The organism is Parvibaculum sp. (genome assembly GCF_002684405.1).
GTDB lineage: Bacteria > Pseudomonadota > Alphaproteobacteria > Parvibaculales > Parvibaculaceae > Parvibaculum.
This window is the reverse complement of record NZ_NYVD01000004.1, coordinates 1-16,118: the sequence shown is the minus strand read 5'-3', so window position 1 is coordinate 16,118 and position 16,118 is coordinate 1. Positions and strand designations below refer to the sequence as shown.

Below are 16,118 nucleotides of genomic sequence, written 5' to 3'. Positions count from 1 at the left end.
CCGCCGGCCGCTTCGACGATCATGAAGCCGCCGGTGATCCACATGGCCCAGGCGATGCGGCGCTCATTCGCGCCGTCCGGCACATGCGAATGGCCGTGGCCGTGAGAATGACCATGACCGTGATCGTGCGAATGGCTGTGCGTCATGGTTCTTACTCCGGCTCTTCGTTCACATGGGCGACCATGTCGCGAATGACGTGGGCCACATGGGCGTCATGGATCGAATAGAAGATCTGCTTGCCGCGCCTGTCCGCGCTGACGAGGCGGGCGGCCCGAAGGAGTCGCAGATGATGGCTCACCAGCGACAGGGAGAGGCCAAGCCGGCCCGCGATATCGCCCACGGAACGCGGCTCGCCCAGTGTTTCCAGGACGATGCGCAAGCGGCTGGGGTCGCCCAGCAGGCGGAACATCTCGGCCAGTTCGATCGCCCGGTCGTCGTCCAGCGGGGGCAGGCTTTCGGTGTCGGGGCAGATCGCCATGTCTCGAACCTAACAGTTGAACATATGTTCAAGTGTATTCAGTTGGAGCGATCCGTCAAGCTCCGGCGGCGGGGAGTTCCGAACGTCTCGCGCCCATGCTAAAGCGCAGGAAACAAAGGGAAGGAATCGCATATGCGCATCGGCACGCCGCTTTCGCCTTCGGCTACCCGCGTCATGCTTCTGGGCTCGGGAGAGCTGGGCAAGGAAGTCGCTATCGAACTTCAGCGCTACGGGGCGGAAGTAATCGCCGTGGACCGCTATGAAAACGCGCCGGCCATGCAGGTCGCGCATCGCTCTCATGTGATCGCGATGACGGATGGCGCCGCGCTGAAGGCGCTGGTGGAGAAGGAGCGTCCTCATCTGATCGTGCCGGAGATCGAGGCGATTGCGACCGACATGCTGGCCGAGATCGAGGCGGAGGGGCTTGCGGAGGTCATTCCCACGGCGCGAGCGACGCAGCTCACCATGAACCGGGAAGGCATTCGCCGTCTCGCTGCGGAAGAGCTGGGGCTCGCGACCTCGCCTTACGCTTTTGCCTCCAATGCGGATGAATTGCGTGCGGCGATCGAGGGCGGTATCGGGTTCCCGTGTTTCGTGAAGCCGGTCATGTCGTCCTCGGGCAAGGGGCAGAGCCTGCTCAAGGGGCCCGGCGACATCGAGCCGGCATGGGAGAAGGCGATGCAGGGCGGGCGCGTGGAAGCGCCGCGCGTCATCGTGGAGGGGCTCGTCGATTTCGATTTCGAGATCACGCTTCTTACCGTTCGGGCGGTCGGCGCTTCGGGCGAGGTCGAGACGTCTTTCTGTGCGCCGGTCGGCCATCGTCAGGTAAGCGGGGATTATGTGGAAAGCTGGCAGCCCCAGGCGATGAGCGAGGCGGCGGCGAAATCGGCCCGCGATATTGCCGGACGTGTCACCACCGCGCTGGGCGGGCGGGGCATTTTCGGCGTCGAATTGTTCGTGAAGGGGGACAAGGTCTGGTTCTCCGAGGTGAGCCCGCGCCCGCACGATACCGGGTTGGTGACGCTGGCCACCCAGTATCAGAGCGAGTTCGCGCTCCATGCCCGCGCCATTCTCGGTCTGCCGGTGTCGGCGGAGACAATTTCGCCCGGTGCCAGCGCCGTCATTTATGGCGGCATGGATGAGGAAGGCATTGCCTTCGCCGATCTCGACAAGGCCCTTGCTGTACCTCACTCCGAGGTTCGGCTTTTCGGCAAGCCGGAAGCCTATGAGCGCCGCCGGATGGGCGTTGCGTTGGCCAGGGGACAGGACACAGACGAGGCCCGGAAGCGGGCGCAACAGGCCGCCGACGCGGTTTCTCCTGTAAAACCCTAGCTCAACCAATAGGTTAACTCTTCTGCAAATCCGTATAGGCTTTTTTGCAAACCGCTCTTTATATTGCTGAAACGCAAGAGTAGCTTTGCTCCAAAGCAAATGTGGAGCCGACAGGCCATGAACTGGGACGATCTGCGTTTCTTTCTCGCCGTCGCAGCGGCAGGCAGCCTTTCCGGCGCGGCCCAGCAACTGGGCGTGAACACGACCACGGTGCTGCGCCGCGTGGCGTCGCTGGAAGACGACCTCAATGCCCGCCTGTTCGAGCGCGAGCGCACGGGGTACCGGTTGACGCCCGCGGGCGAAAAGCTGGCCGAAGCGCTGGAGCCGGTGGACCGACGGTTAGCGGCATTGCCGCGTGATTTCGAGGCGAACCGCCAGGGATCCAGCGGCGAGGGGACCGTCCGGCTCGCCGCGGGCGAAGTACTGGCCGCGGAGCTTCTCGCGCCCGCATTCGGCGAATTCCGCCGTTCCCATCCCGGTATCGAAATCGAGGTCGTGGGCGATCCGAGGCTGGCGATGGCCGGGTCGGCGCCGCGCGTCGGCAATCCATTGAAGGATGTGGATGTGGCCCTCAGGCTTGCCCGGCCGACCCAGGGCGACATGCTGATGCGCAAGGCGGGGGAGCTTTCCTACGGTCTTTATGCCTCGCCGGGCTATCTGGACGCGCATGGCTGGCCTACGCAAATGGGCGATATGGGCGGGCATGAGCTGATCGGCTTCCCGCGCGCGGAACTGCCGCTGGGTCCGGTCTGGTGGCTGTCGCGTGCGGAAAAGACGGCAAGCGTCGTGTTGCGTGCCAGTAGCGTGGCGGTGCGTGCGGAAGCGGCGCGGCAGGGGGCGGGGCTTGCCGCTCTGCCCTGCGTCAGTGCCGACCGGGACGAGCGCCTGACCCGTGTTTTCGGACCGGATGCGCTCGGCCATCTGGAAATCTGGCTGATGACGCGAAACGACCTCGCGCAACTCGCTCATGTGCGTGCGGTTATGGAGTTTCTGATCGAGACGCTTAAAAATGCGCGCGGCGCATTGGAGGGACAGTCGGTCAAGGTGGTGGAGCTGGAGGGGGCGGTTCGTCCACGCTGACGTCAAGCCCTTGAAAAAGCGTTCAAAACGGCGCTCACCATTGATATTGCGGGCTGTTTCAGCGTAAAAACAAGGCTCGGGTCGGTGCCGGAATCAATTGTTTCTTGTTTAGCGGGAATTAGTCGGTTGGCGCTAGGCTGACTCACCGAAATGGCGCTGGCGCTGCCTCAGTTTTGTCTCAAAACCGGCACAAACTGCGGGCTCATGGGGGTTATCTCCTGAAACCTTCTGCGAGCGGGAAACCCTCCGCACATATCCGTGCGGGGACCCCCGAGCTGCCGCGGGCGTAACGGGCAGGCCGTCAGGCTGACAACATGGCGCCGGCAGGGAAGGCCGCAGAAAGGACCCGGGAGAAATGGGTAACCGGACGGAAGACATGGCAGACAAGAACACCGGTTCGGCGGATAGCAACCGTGTACTGATTTTCGACACCACGCTGCGCGACGGAGAACAGTCTCCCGGCGCGTCGATGACGCTTGACGAGAAACTCCAGATCGCCGAGCTGCTCGACGATATGGGTGTGGATGTCATCGAGGCGGGGTTTCCCATCGCCTCCAACGGCGATTTCGAATCTGTGCGCGAAGTTGCGCGCGTCGTGAAGAATGCCGTTGTTTGCGGTCTGGCGCGCGCGGGCGTGAAGGATATCGAGCGCGCGGCGGATGCGCTGCGCGGTGCAAAGCGCGGCCGCATCCACACCTTCCTTTCCACCAGCCCCGTCCATATGAAGCACAAGCTGCAGATGGAGCCGGAACAGGTGCTGGAGGCGGTGGTCTCCAGCGTCACCCATGCGCGCAATCTGGTGGACAATGTCGAGTGGTCGCCCGAAGACGCGACGCGCACCGACCATGATTTCCTCTGCCGCTGTGTCGAGGCCGCCATCAAGGCCGGTGCGACCACGATCAACATTCCCGACACGGTCGGTTATTCGGTGCCTGCGGAATATGGCGCGCTGATCGCCATGCTGCGCGAACGCGTGCCGAATATCGATCAGGCCGTGATCTCTACCCATTGCCATAACGATCTGGGTCTGGCGGTAGCCAATTCGCTGTCGGGCGTTGCCAATGGCGCGCGGCAGGTGGAGTGCACCATCAACGGTATCGGCGAGCGCGCAGGCAATGCGGCTCTGGAAGAGATCGTGATGGCGCTCAAGGTACGTCAGGACGCGATGCCCTATGAAACCGGCATCGACACGACGATGATCGCGCGGGCTTCCCGGCTCGTGGCGGCGGTTACCGCGTTCCCGGTCCAGTACAACAAGGCCATTGTGGGTCAGAATGCCTTCGCGCATGAAAGCGGCATTCATCAGGATGGCATGCTGAAGAACAATCAGACCTATGAGATCATGACGCCGGAAAGCGTCGGCATCACGAAATCGTCTCTGGTCATGGGTAAGCATTCCGGCCGTCACGCGTTTCGCGAGAAGCTCAGGGAACTGGGTTACGAACTGGGTCAGAATGCGATGGAGGACGCCTTTACGCGCTTCAAGGACCTGGCCGACAAGAAGAAGTTCGTTTTCGACGACGACATCATCGCGCTGGTCGACGACGAGGTGGCGCGCGGCAGCGAAAAGATCCGTTTCGTCTCGCTGCGCGTGATTGCCGGATCGACAGGGCCGCAGGAAGCGACGCTGGAGCTCGATGTCGAAGGAACGCGCAAATCGGTGACGGCGACGGGATCGGGTCCGGTCGATGCGACCTTCAACGCGATCAAGGAACTGGTGCCGCATGATGCGAGCCTGCAGCTCTATCAGGTCCATGCCGTGACCGAGGGAACGGATGCGCAGGCGGAAGTGAGCGTGCGGCTGGAGGAAGCCGGCAAGACGGTGACGGGCCGCGGTGCCGACACCGATACGCTGGTCGCCTCGGCGAGGGCTTATGTCAGCGCCCTGAACAAATTGCTGGTCAAGCGCCAGCGCCACGCGCCCGGTGCGGAACGGGCGGCCTCGGCTGCGTCGGAATAGCGGCAGGGGCGGAGCGAGGGGTGCGCCGGAGTGAGTGCGCACGAACGAAACACGGCCATGACACATGGCGAATTTGAACTTGAGTTGATGCGAAGGCCTGAGCGGCCGGACGTCAACGCTTTGTCGAAGGAAAAAGAAAGCACATGATTTCCGGTCTGCTCGGCATGTTCTCCGCCGATATGGCGATCGATCTGGGCACAGCGAATACGCTGGTCTATGTGAAGGGGCGCGGCATCGTGCTCAATGAGCCATCGGTCGTCGCAATCGTTGAAAAGGGCGGGAAGAAGCAGGTGCTTGCCGTCGGCGAGGAGGCCAAGATGATGCTCGGCCGTACGCCGGGCAACATCCAGGCGATCCGTCCGATGCGCGACGGCGTGATTGCCGACTTCGAAATCGCGGAGGAAATGATCAAGCATTTCATCCGCAAGGTTCACAACCGGCGCACTTTCGCCAATCCGCAGATCATCGTCTGCGTGCCGTCGGGTTCGACGGCTGTGGAACGCCGGGCCATTCAGGAATCGGCTCTGTCGGCCGGTGCCCGCCGCGTCTATCTCATCGAGGAACCGATGGCGGCTGCTATCGGCGCCGGTCTGCCCGTGACCGAGCCGACGGGCTCCATGGTCGTCGATATCGGCGGCGGCACAACGGAAGTCGCCGTGCTTTCGCTCAACGGTATCGTTTATGCGCGCTCGGTGCGCGTGGGCGGCGACAAGATGGACGAGGCGATCATCGCCTATATCCGCCGCAACCATAACCTGCTGGTGGGCGAGGCGAGTGCCGAACGCATCAAGAAGGAAGTGGGCTCCGCCGCCATGCCGCAGGACGGCGAGGGTATGACGCTCGAAATCAAGGGCCGCGATCTGATGAACGGCGTGCCGAAGGAAATCCGTATCGGGCAGCGCCAGATCGCGGAAAGTCTGGCCGAGCCCGTGGGCGCCATCGTGGAGGCTGTGAAGGTGGCGCTCGAAGCGACGCCGCCGGAACTTGCCGCCGACATCGTGGACAAGGGCATCGTGCTGACGGGTGGTGGCGCGCTCCTTGCTAATCTCGATCAGGTGCTTCGCGACGAAACGGGTCTGCCCGTGTCGATAGCCGACGATGCGCTTTCCTGCGTCGCGCTGGGAACCGGCAAGGCGCTGGAGCATATCCGGACGATGAAACACGTTCTGTCGTCCGTTTACTAAAGGATGCGACGCCTCGCCATGAGCGCGTCAGGTTCTCGCTGGGTTTGGTGTTTCTTGTATCGGGACGCGGGGAGCGTTCCGTTTCGGGGCGGGGTATGGTGCCAGGGGGCAGGCAGGCGTAATGGATCCGAACCGGACATCGCAGCCTTTTCGTGAGTTTTCGCACAGGCTGTCCCTGATCTTCATGATCACGCTGGCGGCGGCGCTGCTGTTGCTGGGCCGGGCGGAAACCTATGTTTTCGACCGGGCGCGCCAGACGGTGACGGATATTGCCGCGCCGCTGCTGGAGGTCGCCTCGCGGCCCGTCGCGGCAACGCGGCGGCTGATCCAGCGCACCGATGAATATGCCTATGTTTTCGACGAGAATGAGCGGTTGCGCGCAGAGAACCAGCGCCTTCAGGCGTGGCGCGAAAAGGCGCTCAAGCTGGAGGCGCGGCTGGCCCGTTACGAGGCGCTCCTGAACGTCCAGGTCGATCCCAGCATCAAATATGTGAGTGGGCGCGTCGTCAGCGACAATGGCGGTCCCTTCGTCGATACCGTGCTCGTCAATGTGGGCGGGGACCAAGGCGCGGAGAGCGGCCAGGCGGTGATCGACGGGAACGGCCTTGTGGGGCGCGTTGTGTCGACCGGGCCTCATGCGAGCCGCGTCCTGCTGCTTACCGACCTCAACAGCCGCGTGCCGGTGGCCATCGAGCCGTCGCACTACAAGGCGGTGCTGGCAGGCGACAACACTAAATGGCCGAAGCTTGAATATCTCGCTGTGAGCGGCGCGGTGGCGCCGGGAGACCGCGTGGTGACGTCGGGCGATGGCGGCCTTATGCCGGCGGGGTTGCCGGTGGGGGTGGTCATCCAGACCAATGATGGCGATCTGCGCGTTCAGATGTTCTCCGATCGCGACAGGCTCGATTTCGTGCGGGTGCTTCAGTATCAGTTCCCCGGCAAGGTGAAGCGGCAGGACCCGCCGGAGGGCTTGAAGGACCAGCCCGAGCCGGTTGCGAGTGCCGCGGCATCGGGGAGCAGCACGCCGGGCAGCAATAACGGGCAGGGAGAATAGGGCGATGGCACGGCTCGACCCCTATACGCCGACACCGGCCGCCCGCGCGGGCCGCATCGTAATGACGGTGGTGCCTTTCGCCGTGGCGCTGGTGCTCGTCTTCCTCTCTTTCCTGCCGGTCGGGCGCATATTCGGATCGTCCGTCATGCCGGCGTTCGCCTTTATCGCGATCTATTACTGGGCTGTGGCGCGGCCGGAGCTTCTGCCGCCCATGGCGGTTTTTGCGATCGGACTGATTTTCGATCTTCTGTCAGCCGGGCCGATCGGGCTTTGGGCGTTCGTCTATCTGCTGGCCTATGGGCTGACCGTGACGCAGCGTTTTTTCCTCATCAATGCGCCGTTCTCGGTTTTCTGGACCGGATTCGGCGTGGTGGCGGGCATTTCGGGACTGGTGGCCTGGGCGGCGGCGTCGCTCTTCTTCGGGCAGGCGCTCGCCATTGGTCCTATACTCCGGCACATGGGTATGACGGTTGCGTTGTTTCCGCTCGTTGCCGTTTTGCTGACGCGCATTCAGGCGCGCGTCCTGCCCGGAACGTGAGGAGGGCGATCCATGCAGTTCGATAATCGCGACAACTCACGATATCAGACCTTCACCCGGCGCGCGGCGCTGCTGGGCGGCGTACAGGCGCTTGCCTTCGCCACGCTGGCGGGCCGGATGTATTACCTGCAGGTGCTGAAGTCCGACGAGTACCGGATGCTGGCGGATGAAAACCGCATCAATGTCCGCCTGCTCGCGCCGCTGCGCGGCAAGATCGTCGACCGTTTCGGCCGCGTGCTCGCCTCCAACCGGCAGAACTACCGGGCGGTGATGATCCCCGAGCAGACCGACAATATCGAGGAGACGCTGGACCGTCTTTCGCGCATCGTCGAGATCACCGATTACGACCGCAAGAAGATCATGCGCGACGTGAAGCGCTCACCGCGCTTCCTGCCGATTACCGTGGCGGAAGATCTGAGCTGGGACCAGTTTGCGCGCGTGAACGTCAACGAGCCCGATCTGCCGGGCGTGCAGCCCGATGTGGGCGAGACGCGCCACTATCCTTACGGCGAAGACCTTGCCCATGTGGTGGGGTACGTCTCCGCCGTGTCGGAAAAGGAACTCAAGGCCGCGGGCAAGGACGAGCCCATTCTGCGACTGCCGGGCTTTCGCACCGGCAAGCAGGGCATCGAAAAGACCTTCGACAAGGAACTGCGCGGTGTGCCCGGCTCAAGCCATGTTGAGGTGAATGCCTATGGCAGGGTGATCCGCGAACTCAGCAAGGATCCCGGCCAGCCCGGCAAGGAAATCGTGCTGACGCTCGACATGGAAATCCAGGAATTCGCCTGGAACCGCATGAAGGATGAGTCGGCGAGCGCCGTGGTGATGGATATTCATTCCGGCGACGTGCTGTCCTTCGTGTCGACGCCTGCTTTCGACAGCAACAAGTTCAACATGGGCTACAGCGTGGCGGATTACAAAGCCCTGCTGGACAACATCCATCTGCCGCTGGTGAACAAGGCGCTGGCGGGGCTTTATCCGCCTGGCTCGACCTTCAAGCCCGTGGTGGCGATGGCCGCCGTCGATGCCGGGATCGATCCGAAGGAAACCGTTTACTGCCCCGGCTATTACCGGCTGGGCGACAGCTTGTTCCATTGCTGGCGGCATGGCGGCCACGGCAACATGAACATGCATGACGCGATTAAACATAGTTGCGACGTCTATTTCTACGATGTCGCCAAACGTATCGGCATCGACAAGATCGCCGAGATGGCGACGCGCTTCGGTCTCGGCCAGACCTATGATTTCGACATTCCCGGCGCGCGGGAAGGGCTCGTGCCGACGCCGGGCTGGAAGCGCGCCATCAAGGGCGAGGGCTGGCATCAAGGTGAAACGCTCATCACCGGCATCGGGCAGGGCTATCTGCTGGCCTCGCCGTTGCAACTTGCGGTCATGGTTTCGCGTCTTGCCAATGGCGGCATGGCGGTGACGCCGCGCATCACGCGCGCTGTGGGCGGCGAGATCATCCACCCTGCCAAGGCCGAGAAGATCGACGTCGATCCCAAGGGCGTGCTGATCGCGCAGGGCGGCATGGACGGCGTGATGAACGAAATTGGCGGCACGGCCTGGCGCTCGCGTATCCCCGAGAAGGGCATGCATATGGCGGGCAAGACCGGCACGGCCCAGGTGCGCCGCATCAGCCGGGCGGAGCGCGCCAGCGGTGTGCTGAAGAACGAGGACCTCAAGTGGAAGCAGCGCGACCATGCGCTCTTCATCTGTTTTGCACCGGTGCATGCGCCGAAATACGCCATGGCCGTGGTGGTGGAGCATGGTGGGTCGGGATCCGGTGTCGCTGCGCCGATCGCGCATGACATCATGTATGAAGTGCTGAAGCGTGACCCGACGCAGCGCCAGGCCTATATGCCGCCCGATGCGGATCCGAACCGGGGGAGGGGCTGATGGTCGATTTCAGCCGCTTTACCAGCGGGCGAGACATGCGCATCGGCGAGAAGCTGATCGAGTTCAACTGGGGCTTTCTGCTGCTGGTCACGCTCATCGCCTGCATGGGCTTTGCCATGCTTTATTCGGTGGCCGATGGCAGCTTGTCGCCCTGGGCCTTCCGGCAGATGATCCGTTTCGCAGTGGGTGCGGGCATCATGATCGTCGCGGCGATGATCGATATCCGTACCTGGATGCGTTTTGCCTATCCGCTTTATGCCATCACCTTCCTGATGCTGGTGGCGGTGGAGTTTATCGGCCTGCGGGGAATGGGCGCGCAGCGATGGCTTGATCTCGGTTTCGTGCAGATCCAGCCATCCGAGCTGATGAAGATCACGCTGCTGCTCGCGCTGGCGCGCTATTTCCACGGGCTGACGCTGGAAGAGGTTTCGATGCCGCGTCATGTGGTGATCCCGGTTCTCATGATCGGGCTGCCGATGGGGCTTGTGGTCATCCAGCCGGACCTCGGCACGGCACTATTGCTGGGCGCGGGCGGCGCGGTGCTGTTTTTCGCGGCGGGGCTTCGCTGGCGCTATTTCATCATCACGGGCGCGTCGGCGCTGGCCGCCATTCCGGTGATCTGGAGCCGGCTGCACGATTATCAGAAGAACCGCGTCTTCACCTTTCTCGATCCCGAGCGCGATCCGCTGGGCGCGGGCTATCACATTCTTCAGTCCAAGATCGCGCTGGGAGCGGGCGGGCTTTTCGGCAAGGGCTTCATGGAGGGCACGCAGAGCCATCTGAACTTCCTGCCGGAAAAGCACACCGACTTCATCTTCACCATGCTGGGCGAGGAGCTGGGGCTTGCAGGCGGTCTGGCGCTGCTCGGCCTGTATTTCCTCGTGCTGGCCTTCTCGTTCAATGTGGCGATCCAGTGCCGCAACCAGTTCGGGCGACTGCTGGCGATCGGCGTGGCGGTGAACTTCTTCTTCTACATCTTCATTAATGTGGCGATGGTGATGGGCCTGCTGCCGGTGGTGGGTGTGCCGCTGCCGCTCGTCTCCTATGGCGGGACAGCCATGCTGTCGCTGATGTTCGCCTTCGGACTGATGATGAGCGTCTATATCCACCGGAATGTGGAAATCAGCCGAGGTCCGACCGCTTTCTGGTGAGGCGCGGGGCGGGCCGAAAAATGACGGGGCGGGGAAGCGTTCCCCCGCTTGCAAGGGGCCTCCAGCTTTGCTATACGCAGGCTCCTTCACAGGAATTGGTGATCCCACCTCACCGGTCGCTCAGGCGGCAGGTGATTCCGGCCCCTGAGGGGCAGGACGGCGGGCGCATAGCTCAGTTGGTAGAGCAGCTGACTCTTAATCAGCGGGTCCAAGGTTCGAGTCCTTGTGCGCCCACCAATTTCTCCGGATTTCCCCTCTTTGATCCTGTCCACTTAAGCATAAAGTGATTGTTTGGTCAGGTTATGCTTAGTGGTCAGGTTATGCTTGTCTCATTCCACTAGCAAAACGCTTTCATCGAAGGCGCCTGTACAGGACCGCGATATTTTCAGGCCGTGCACGTGTATTGCCCGCTTTTGAAGCGCCGCGGGATCTCCCAACAAAGAGAGAACGTATAAGATCCGCAACGGCTTCGGAATCAACGTGTCAGGCTCCATTCTGAGCTCGCGTTCGTGAGCTAGCTCCGATATGAGCTGAGTCTTTCCACGGTAGATTTTATTGTTCCGATGATGTGAGCCCGTTGAGCCTCATGCAAGCGGTGCTCAAGCTTCTAACGCAGCAGCCAGTGATAAAGACGGGTGCACTAAAGTACTGCATGACTTCGTGCAATTCGTTGTCGATCGTTCGTTCCTCCGCAGCGCAGGCGCTCAACTGTTATGATCTGAATGACGGCAGCCTCAATACCCAGACCGACTTTCAATTGGGGCGCAACACCGCGGTATTCTTATGTGCCAGGTCTTGTTACCCCTATCGTCGGCAACAGAGAATATTAGCTGAAACAAATGGACGAAATGAAACATAGCCATAGCGATGAGGGTTACAAAGCGGGTTCGATAACGCTTGGCGGTGCCGTCGCTATGGGCACTGGTGTGATGATCGGTGCGGGTATATTCGCTCTCACAGGGCAAATTGCTGAGCTTGCCGGACCAATTTTTCCCTTGGCTTTCATTGTGGGCGCGATCGTCACAGGATTCAGCGCGTACAGCTATATAAAGATGTCAAACGCTTGGCCGTCTGCAGGCGGGATCGCGATGATCCTGCAAAAATGTTACGGCCCCGGGGCTGTCGCGGCGGGTGCCGCCTTGCTTATGGCACTCAGCATGGTTATCGCCGAAAGCCTCGTCGCGCGAACATTCGCTACCTATCTTTTGCGACCCTTCGATATCAACGGAGGGCCGTTGGTACCGATTCTTGCCGTCACGGTGATTATATTCGCATTTCTGGTGAACATCGCGGGCAACCGATCGATTGGCTTGTTTTCCCTGGTCATGGCGGCGATCAAGATCGGTGGCATTGCACTATTCGGGGTAGCGGCTCTGTGGTCGAGTGGGATTGAATTTTCAGCAACCTCGCAGAGTGGAGATAGCTTTGGCATCACAGGTTTCATCGCTTCAGTTGCATTGGCTATCCTAGCTTTCAAAGGCTTCACAACGATCACGAACAGCGGTGCCGAGATCACTGATCCACATCGAAATGTTGGGCGCGCAATCTTGATATCGATCGGGCTTTGCGTCGTGGTGTATCTGCTGGTGGCCTTCGGTGTGGGGTCCAGCCTTACCATTGATCAGATTATAGCTGCACGCGACTACTCGCTGGCGGAGGCGGCTGCTCCGGCCTTAGGCGAGATTGGCTTTCTGCTCACGGTTCTGTTGGCTGTGGTGGCCACGGCCACGGCTGTGCTCGCCAGCGTTTTCGCAGTGTCACGGATGCTCGCGATGCTCACCGATATGAAGATGATCCCGCATAGCCATTTCGGAATGTCGGGGCCCATCCAGCGACATACGCTAGTTTACACGGTCGTGATCGCGTCGACGTTGACGATCCTGTTTGATCTTGGCCGGATCGCCTCGCTCGGAGCATTTTTCTACCTCGTGATGGACATGGTCGTGCATTTTGGTGTCTTAAAATTCCGCCGACGTGAAGTCGGCGCCAAGGCACCTGTACTGGTGGTTGCGCTGGCCTTCGACACTTTGGTCATGGCGGCTTTTACAATGATGAAGCTACAAAGCGATCCCGCTATCGTTGCCTATGCAAGCGCGGGTATCGTCGCGGTCTTCATCTACGAACGGTTTTACTTGGCACACTGGCTGATGCCTCAGCATGTAGATGACCAGTCGGGCGTATGAAGCGGACATCAGTTGTGTCCCCGAAGCAGCGGAAATTGACTCTCGCTGAGGTTCCGCCGTTCCAGTTTCATGCGTTGACGTCAGCCCGGGACACACTCCTTTGGAGGCTGATCCGCTCCGGACTTATGCAGAAAAACTATTGATGTGAGTCGGTTCGGATGGCTCCCAGATATTTGCGCTAACCGTATCGAAGGATACGTGGAGCAACTGGGGGGATATTTTCAATCGAGCTGTTTCAGCATTAAGGGCGAGCGCAGGGCTGCCAATCCCAAATCCTGTTCATTAGCGTGAATAGAAATGAGGCGGACCATGCGATGAGCAGAAGACCGTTGAGCGCCTCAACGCCGGTCAGAAAACGTATGTGTCCGGTCGGAAAGATGTCGCCGATTCCCAGCGATGTATAGGTAGTCGCTGAAAAGTAGAAGTAGTCAAGCGGGGCCATGAATTGTTTGCCAATGAAGCCTCCGATGAAAAACACGTGCTCTGCTAGCGCATAGGCTCCTGCGTAGAATGAAATTTCTGCCATATGAGCAGCGAAGAGTGCAGCGGCGACTGCCAGAACGCGCGCAGAGGGGGTTAACGGAATTGATGCCATACCGCTGGAGCACCATCGAAGGCATCCGAGGTGAATGAGCGCCGTGATAAAAAAGATAGAGACCGTGAGAAGGGCAGAATAAAGCAAGGTTGCACCTCGAATAACTTTCGTTTCGCGGGTGTTGCCGTAAGGAGCGTATGCGGCACACGAGGCATGACAGGGCGAGTACAAGTCGGGGGGCGTGTCAAAGTCCACATGTGGCAGTAAGCCCTCCCCGAACAGAAGCGAGCTAGGTAGCGGGAAGGTATTTGTTTGGTTCGGTCAGAAACTTCTCCCTGCAGCGTTCCGAGCAGAAGACAAACTCTTTGTCATCGTACCGGACCGAGGAAGTTGCCACCCAGCGATCGACGCGCATGCCGCAGACCGGATCGCGAGCCCATTCATGGGGTTCGGCCTTGCGGTCGCGCAACCTTCCGTCTTCCAGCCACAGGATGTGGTCGGCGATATCCTCAATCCGTTCGTCATGCGTGACGATCACCACGGCACGGCCATCTTCTTTCGCGATTTCCTGAAGTAGCATCGCCACTTCGAGCCCTCTCTGGGAATCCAGATTGCCTGTCGGTTCATCCGCCAGAATAATCGGCGGGTCGTTGATAAGGGCTCTGGCGACGGCTACTCGCTGCTTCTCGCCACCGGAAAGCCTGTCGGGTCGCGCGTCTCGGCGGTGTGAGAGATCAAGTCTGCTGATCAAGTGGTCTGCTCGCTCGCGAGCCTTCTCCATACTTTGGCCAGAAAGCCGCGCCGGAAAAACAATGTTTTCCGCAACACTGATGGCGGACAACAGATTGTAGGCCTGGAAAACAAAGCCGATTTCGCTGGAGCGCATGGAGGCCAGTTCGCCTTCGTTCCTTCCTGTGAGTTCCCGGTCCAGTAGAGTGACGGTACCTGATGTGGGTTTCAGCAGTCCGCCAAGCATGGACAGCAATGTTGTCTTACCCGAACCGGATGGCCCCTTGATCAGTACCAGGTCCCCCTTGTTGACCTTCAGGCTTACGCCATCGACGGCACGAACCAGCGCGTCGCCTGATCCGAAATGCTTGATGAGGTTCTGTGCAGCGAGGATCTCTTTGGCCATCCGCTCCTCCTAACCCTGAAACACGAGCATGGGATCGACGCTCAGCACGTAGCGAAGCGGCAACAACGCTGAGAGCAGCGCGAGGCCGAGAGTTGCCGTTCCCAAAACGAGCACCGTCATGGAAGAGAAACTCACCGCGATGCCGGGCACCCAGTGATGCAGCCCGGCCTCCAGCGGGTAGGTGACGAGAGCTCCAATGACTATTCCGAGGAATGAGACGACAGCGGTCTGCGCCAGTGCGGATCCGGCAAGCTGTTTCGTCGGTGCCCCGAGTGCCTTCGCGATTGCGAATTCCCGTTGGTGGTTCGAGGAAAAAACAAAGGCGGTGAAGATGACGATGAGGCCCGCTACGGCGAGCCCCATGACCTCCAGAACGCCGATAAGCGCGCCGCCCATCTTCATCGCAAGATTGAAGTCGTTGTGTCGAAGGGCTTGCGGTGCTAGAGCGGAGGCCTTTTCGACTTCGCGATTGATCCGCGCTGCAAGGTCGGACGGTGATGTATCCGGTCGGGCAAACACAAGCAGCACATTGGCGCCGTCTCCCATATCGAACAGATTTCGTGCATCTGTCTCATCCAGAAAGATAAGGGGATTGGCCATTGAATAGGTCCCTCGGGAAACGCCGGAAAGGATAAAGCTCTCATCTCCGACACGCACCCTGTCACCCGGTTGGAGGTTCTGTGCCCGGGCCATCGGCGCCGGGAGGACAACATGGCCGGGCGTGGGCGCAGTCCACCCGGTTGCCCGTTCCCATGCAGATCTGGCTTCTGGCGCTGAAGGGATACCGACAACATATGCGAGTTTTTCCTGCCCATTGGGACCGATCAGACTGTCGCGATAGAGAAAACGGGTTACGCCGGCCACGCCCTCGACCTGCCGAACGGCGTAGATGGCGTTTTCGTTGAGCCGCGAGCGTGCCATGTGGAGATCGCTGATGCCGTCCTGCAAGACCCAGACGTCGCCGGGTGTTCGTTCGATGAAGGTCACGATCTGGCCGGCTTCACCTCGAAACACCGCGTCAAGATAAAGGGCCAGGAGAAGGGCAAGCGCGATACCGCAGGCCGCGGTCAGGACGCTCCATTTCTCGACGAGCAGTGATTTGACGCTCCAGTAAAACATTGCCCTACCTCTGAAAGACGACAGCGGGGTCGAGGCGCAGCAGCGTCCGCATCGGGAAAAGGCTACCGGCAATCGATGCCATGAACATCACACCGATGCCCTGGGCGAGGACCGCCATATCGACAATGCGGGCGCCATACAGCGGATCCCAAAGCGATACGGCACGAGCGAGCAGCGTTGCAAGAAGGACGGCCGGCGGAAGACTGAATGCGAAAAGAATCAAGCCACCGCACAGGAGAGTCCCTGCAAGCCACAAGGGGCGCGCGCCCAGGGCCTTTTGAATGCCGAACGCGCGAAGCTGAGAGCGCACCTCGCCATAGCGGAGCATGCTCATGGTGAGAAGTGCGATGACCCAGGCAATGCCGGAAACGAGATACAGGACCGGGCCGATCAGTCTGTCCCCGAATGCTGCGTCCGCCTCGCCAAGTTCGGCCGGTGTGAAGATATCAGCATCTGGAAGCGCTCGTTCC

General features: G+C 60.7%; 14 protein-coding genes and 1 tRNA gene. 10 read left to right on the top strand and 5 right to left on the bottom strand.

Translation table 11 applies throughout. The features are described from left to right. Nucleotides 1–151: 151 nt before the first annotated feature. On the bottom strand, nucleotides 152–478 hold the full coding sequence (locus CMI59_RS00590; RefSeq protein WP_293323248.1) for a metalloregulator ArsR/SmtB family transcription factor: 327 nt from the start codon (nucleotides 476–478) through the stop codon (nucleotides 152–154). Nucleotides 479–610: 132 nt separating this feature from the next. Here CMI59_RS00590 and purT point away from each other — a divergent pair, with 132 nt between their 5' ends. The 10 genes from purT (at nucleotide 611) to CMI59_RS00540 (ending at nucleotide 12,859) form a co-directional block, all read left to right on the top strand. Beyond that, nucleotides 611–1,810: a formate-dependent phosphoribosylglycinamide formyltransferase gene (gene purT / locus CMI59_RS00585; RefSeq protein ID WP_293323246.1), complete on the top strand. Its 1,200-nt coding sequence runs from the start codon at nucleotides 611–613 to the stop codon at nucleotides 1,808–1,810. A gap of 117 nt (nucleotides 1,811–1,927) precedes the next feature. Next, a complete protein-coding gene (locus tag CMI59_RS00580; RefSeq protein WP_293323243.1) occupies nucleotides 1,928–2,890 on the top strand; it encodes a LysR family transcriptional regulator in 963 nt (320 codons plus the stop codon). 376 nt (nucleotides 2,891–3,266) lie between these two features. Beyond that, a complete protein-coding gene (locus tag CMI59_RS00575; protein WP_293323241.1) occupies nucleotides 3,267–4,850 on the top strand; it encodes a 2-isopropylmalate synthase in 1,584 nt (527 codons plus the stop codon). Between the two features lie 143 nt (nucleotides 4,851–4,993). Further along, nucleotides 4,994–6,034 carry a rod shape-determining protein gene (locus CMI59_RS00570; protein ID WP_167092157.1) on the top strand — a complete coding sequence of 347 codons (1,041 nt, stop codon included), beginning with the start codon at nucleotides 4,994–4,996 and terminating at the stop codon, nucleotides 6,032–6,034. Between the two features lie 121 nt (nucleotides 6,035–6,155). After that, the gene (gene mreC, locus CMI59_RS00565) at nucleotides 6,156–7,088 is read left to right on the top strand and encodes a rod shape-determining protein MreC (protein ID WP_293323234.1); all 933 of its coding nucleotides are present in this window, start codon (nucleotides 6,156–6,158) and stop codon (nucleotides 7,086–7,088) included. Between the two features lie 4 nt (nucleotides 7,089–7,092). Next, complete coding sequence (mreD, locus tag CMI59_RS00560; protein ID WP_293323231.1) at nucleotides 7,093–7,626, top strand: rod shape-determining protein MreD; 534 nt, start codon at nucleotides 7,093–7,095, stop codon at nucleotides 7,624–7,626. Between the two features lie 12 nt (nucleotides 7,627–7,638). Beyond that, entirely contained in the window at nucleotides 7,639–9,525 is a 1,887-nt protein-coding gene (gene mrdA / locus CMI59_RS00555) for a penicillin-binding protein 2 (protein ID WP_293323228.1), read from the top strand. After that, the gene (gene rodA, locus CMI59_RS00550; protein ID WP_293323225.1) at nucleotides 9,525–10,676 is read left to right on the top strand and encodes a rod shape-determining protein RodA; all 1,152 of its coding nucleotides are present in this window, start codon (nucleotides 9,525–9,527) and stop codon (nucleotides 10,674–10,676) included. The genes mrdA and rodA overlap by 1 nt, the downstream gene beginning before the upstream one ends. 161 nt (nucleotides 10,677–10,837) lie before the next feature. Next, nucleotides 10,838–10,913 (top strand) — tRNA-Lys (locus CMI59_RS00545). A 602-nt stretch (nucleotides 10,914–11,515) separates the two neighbouring features. Beyond that, nucleotides 11,516–12,859 (top strand): APC family permease, encoded by a 1,344-nt coding sequence (locus CMI59_RS00540; RefSeq protein WP_293323222.1) that lies wholly within the window; start codon nucleotides 11,516–11,518, stop codon nucleotides 12,857–12,859. 241 nt (nucleotides 12,860–13,100) lie between these two features. On the opposite strand, the gene CMI59_RS00535 is transcribed toward CMI59_RS00540, so the two are convergent. The 4 genes from CMI59_RS00535 to CMI59_RS00520 all read right to left on the bottom strand — a co-directional run. Then, nucleotides 13,101–13,454 (bottom strand): potassium channel family protein, encoded by a 354-nt coding sequence (locus CMI59_RS00535; RefSeq protein WP_167095902.1) that lies wholly within the window; start codon nucleotides 13,452–13,454, stop codon nucleotides 13,101–13,103. Between the two features lie 229 nt (nucleotides 13,455–13,683). Further along, nucleotides 13,684–14,529, bottom strand: a complete 846-nt coding sequence (locus tag CMI59_RS00530; RefSeq protein ID WP_293323217.1) for an ATP-binding cassette domain-containing protein — start codon at nucleotides 14,527–14,529, stop codon at nucleotides 13,684–13,686. A 9-nt stretch (nucleotides 14,530–14,538) separates the two neighbouring features. Next, entirely contained in the window at nucleotides 14,539–15,648 is a 1,110-nt protein-coding gene (locus CMI59_RS00525; RefSeq protein WP_293323215.1) for an FtsX-like permease family protein, read from the bottom strand. Nucleotides 15,649–15,652: 4 nt separating this feature from the next. Then, a partial coding sequence (locus tag CMI59_RS00520) for an ABC transporter permease (RefSeq protein ID WP_293323213.1) occupies nucleotides 15,653–16,118 on the bottom strand: 466 nt, incomplete at its 5' end.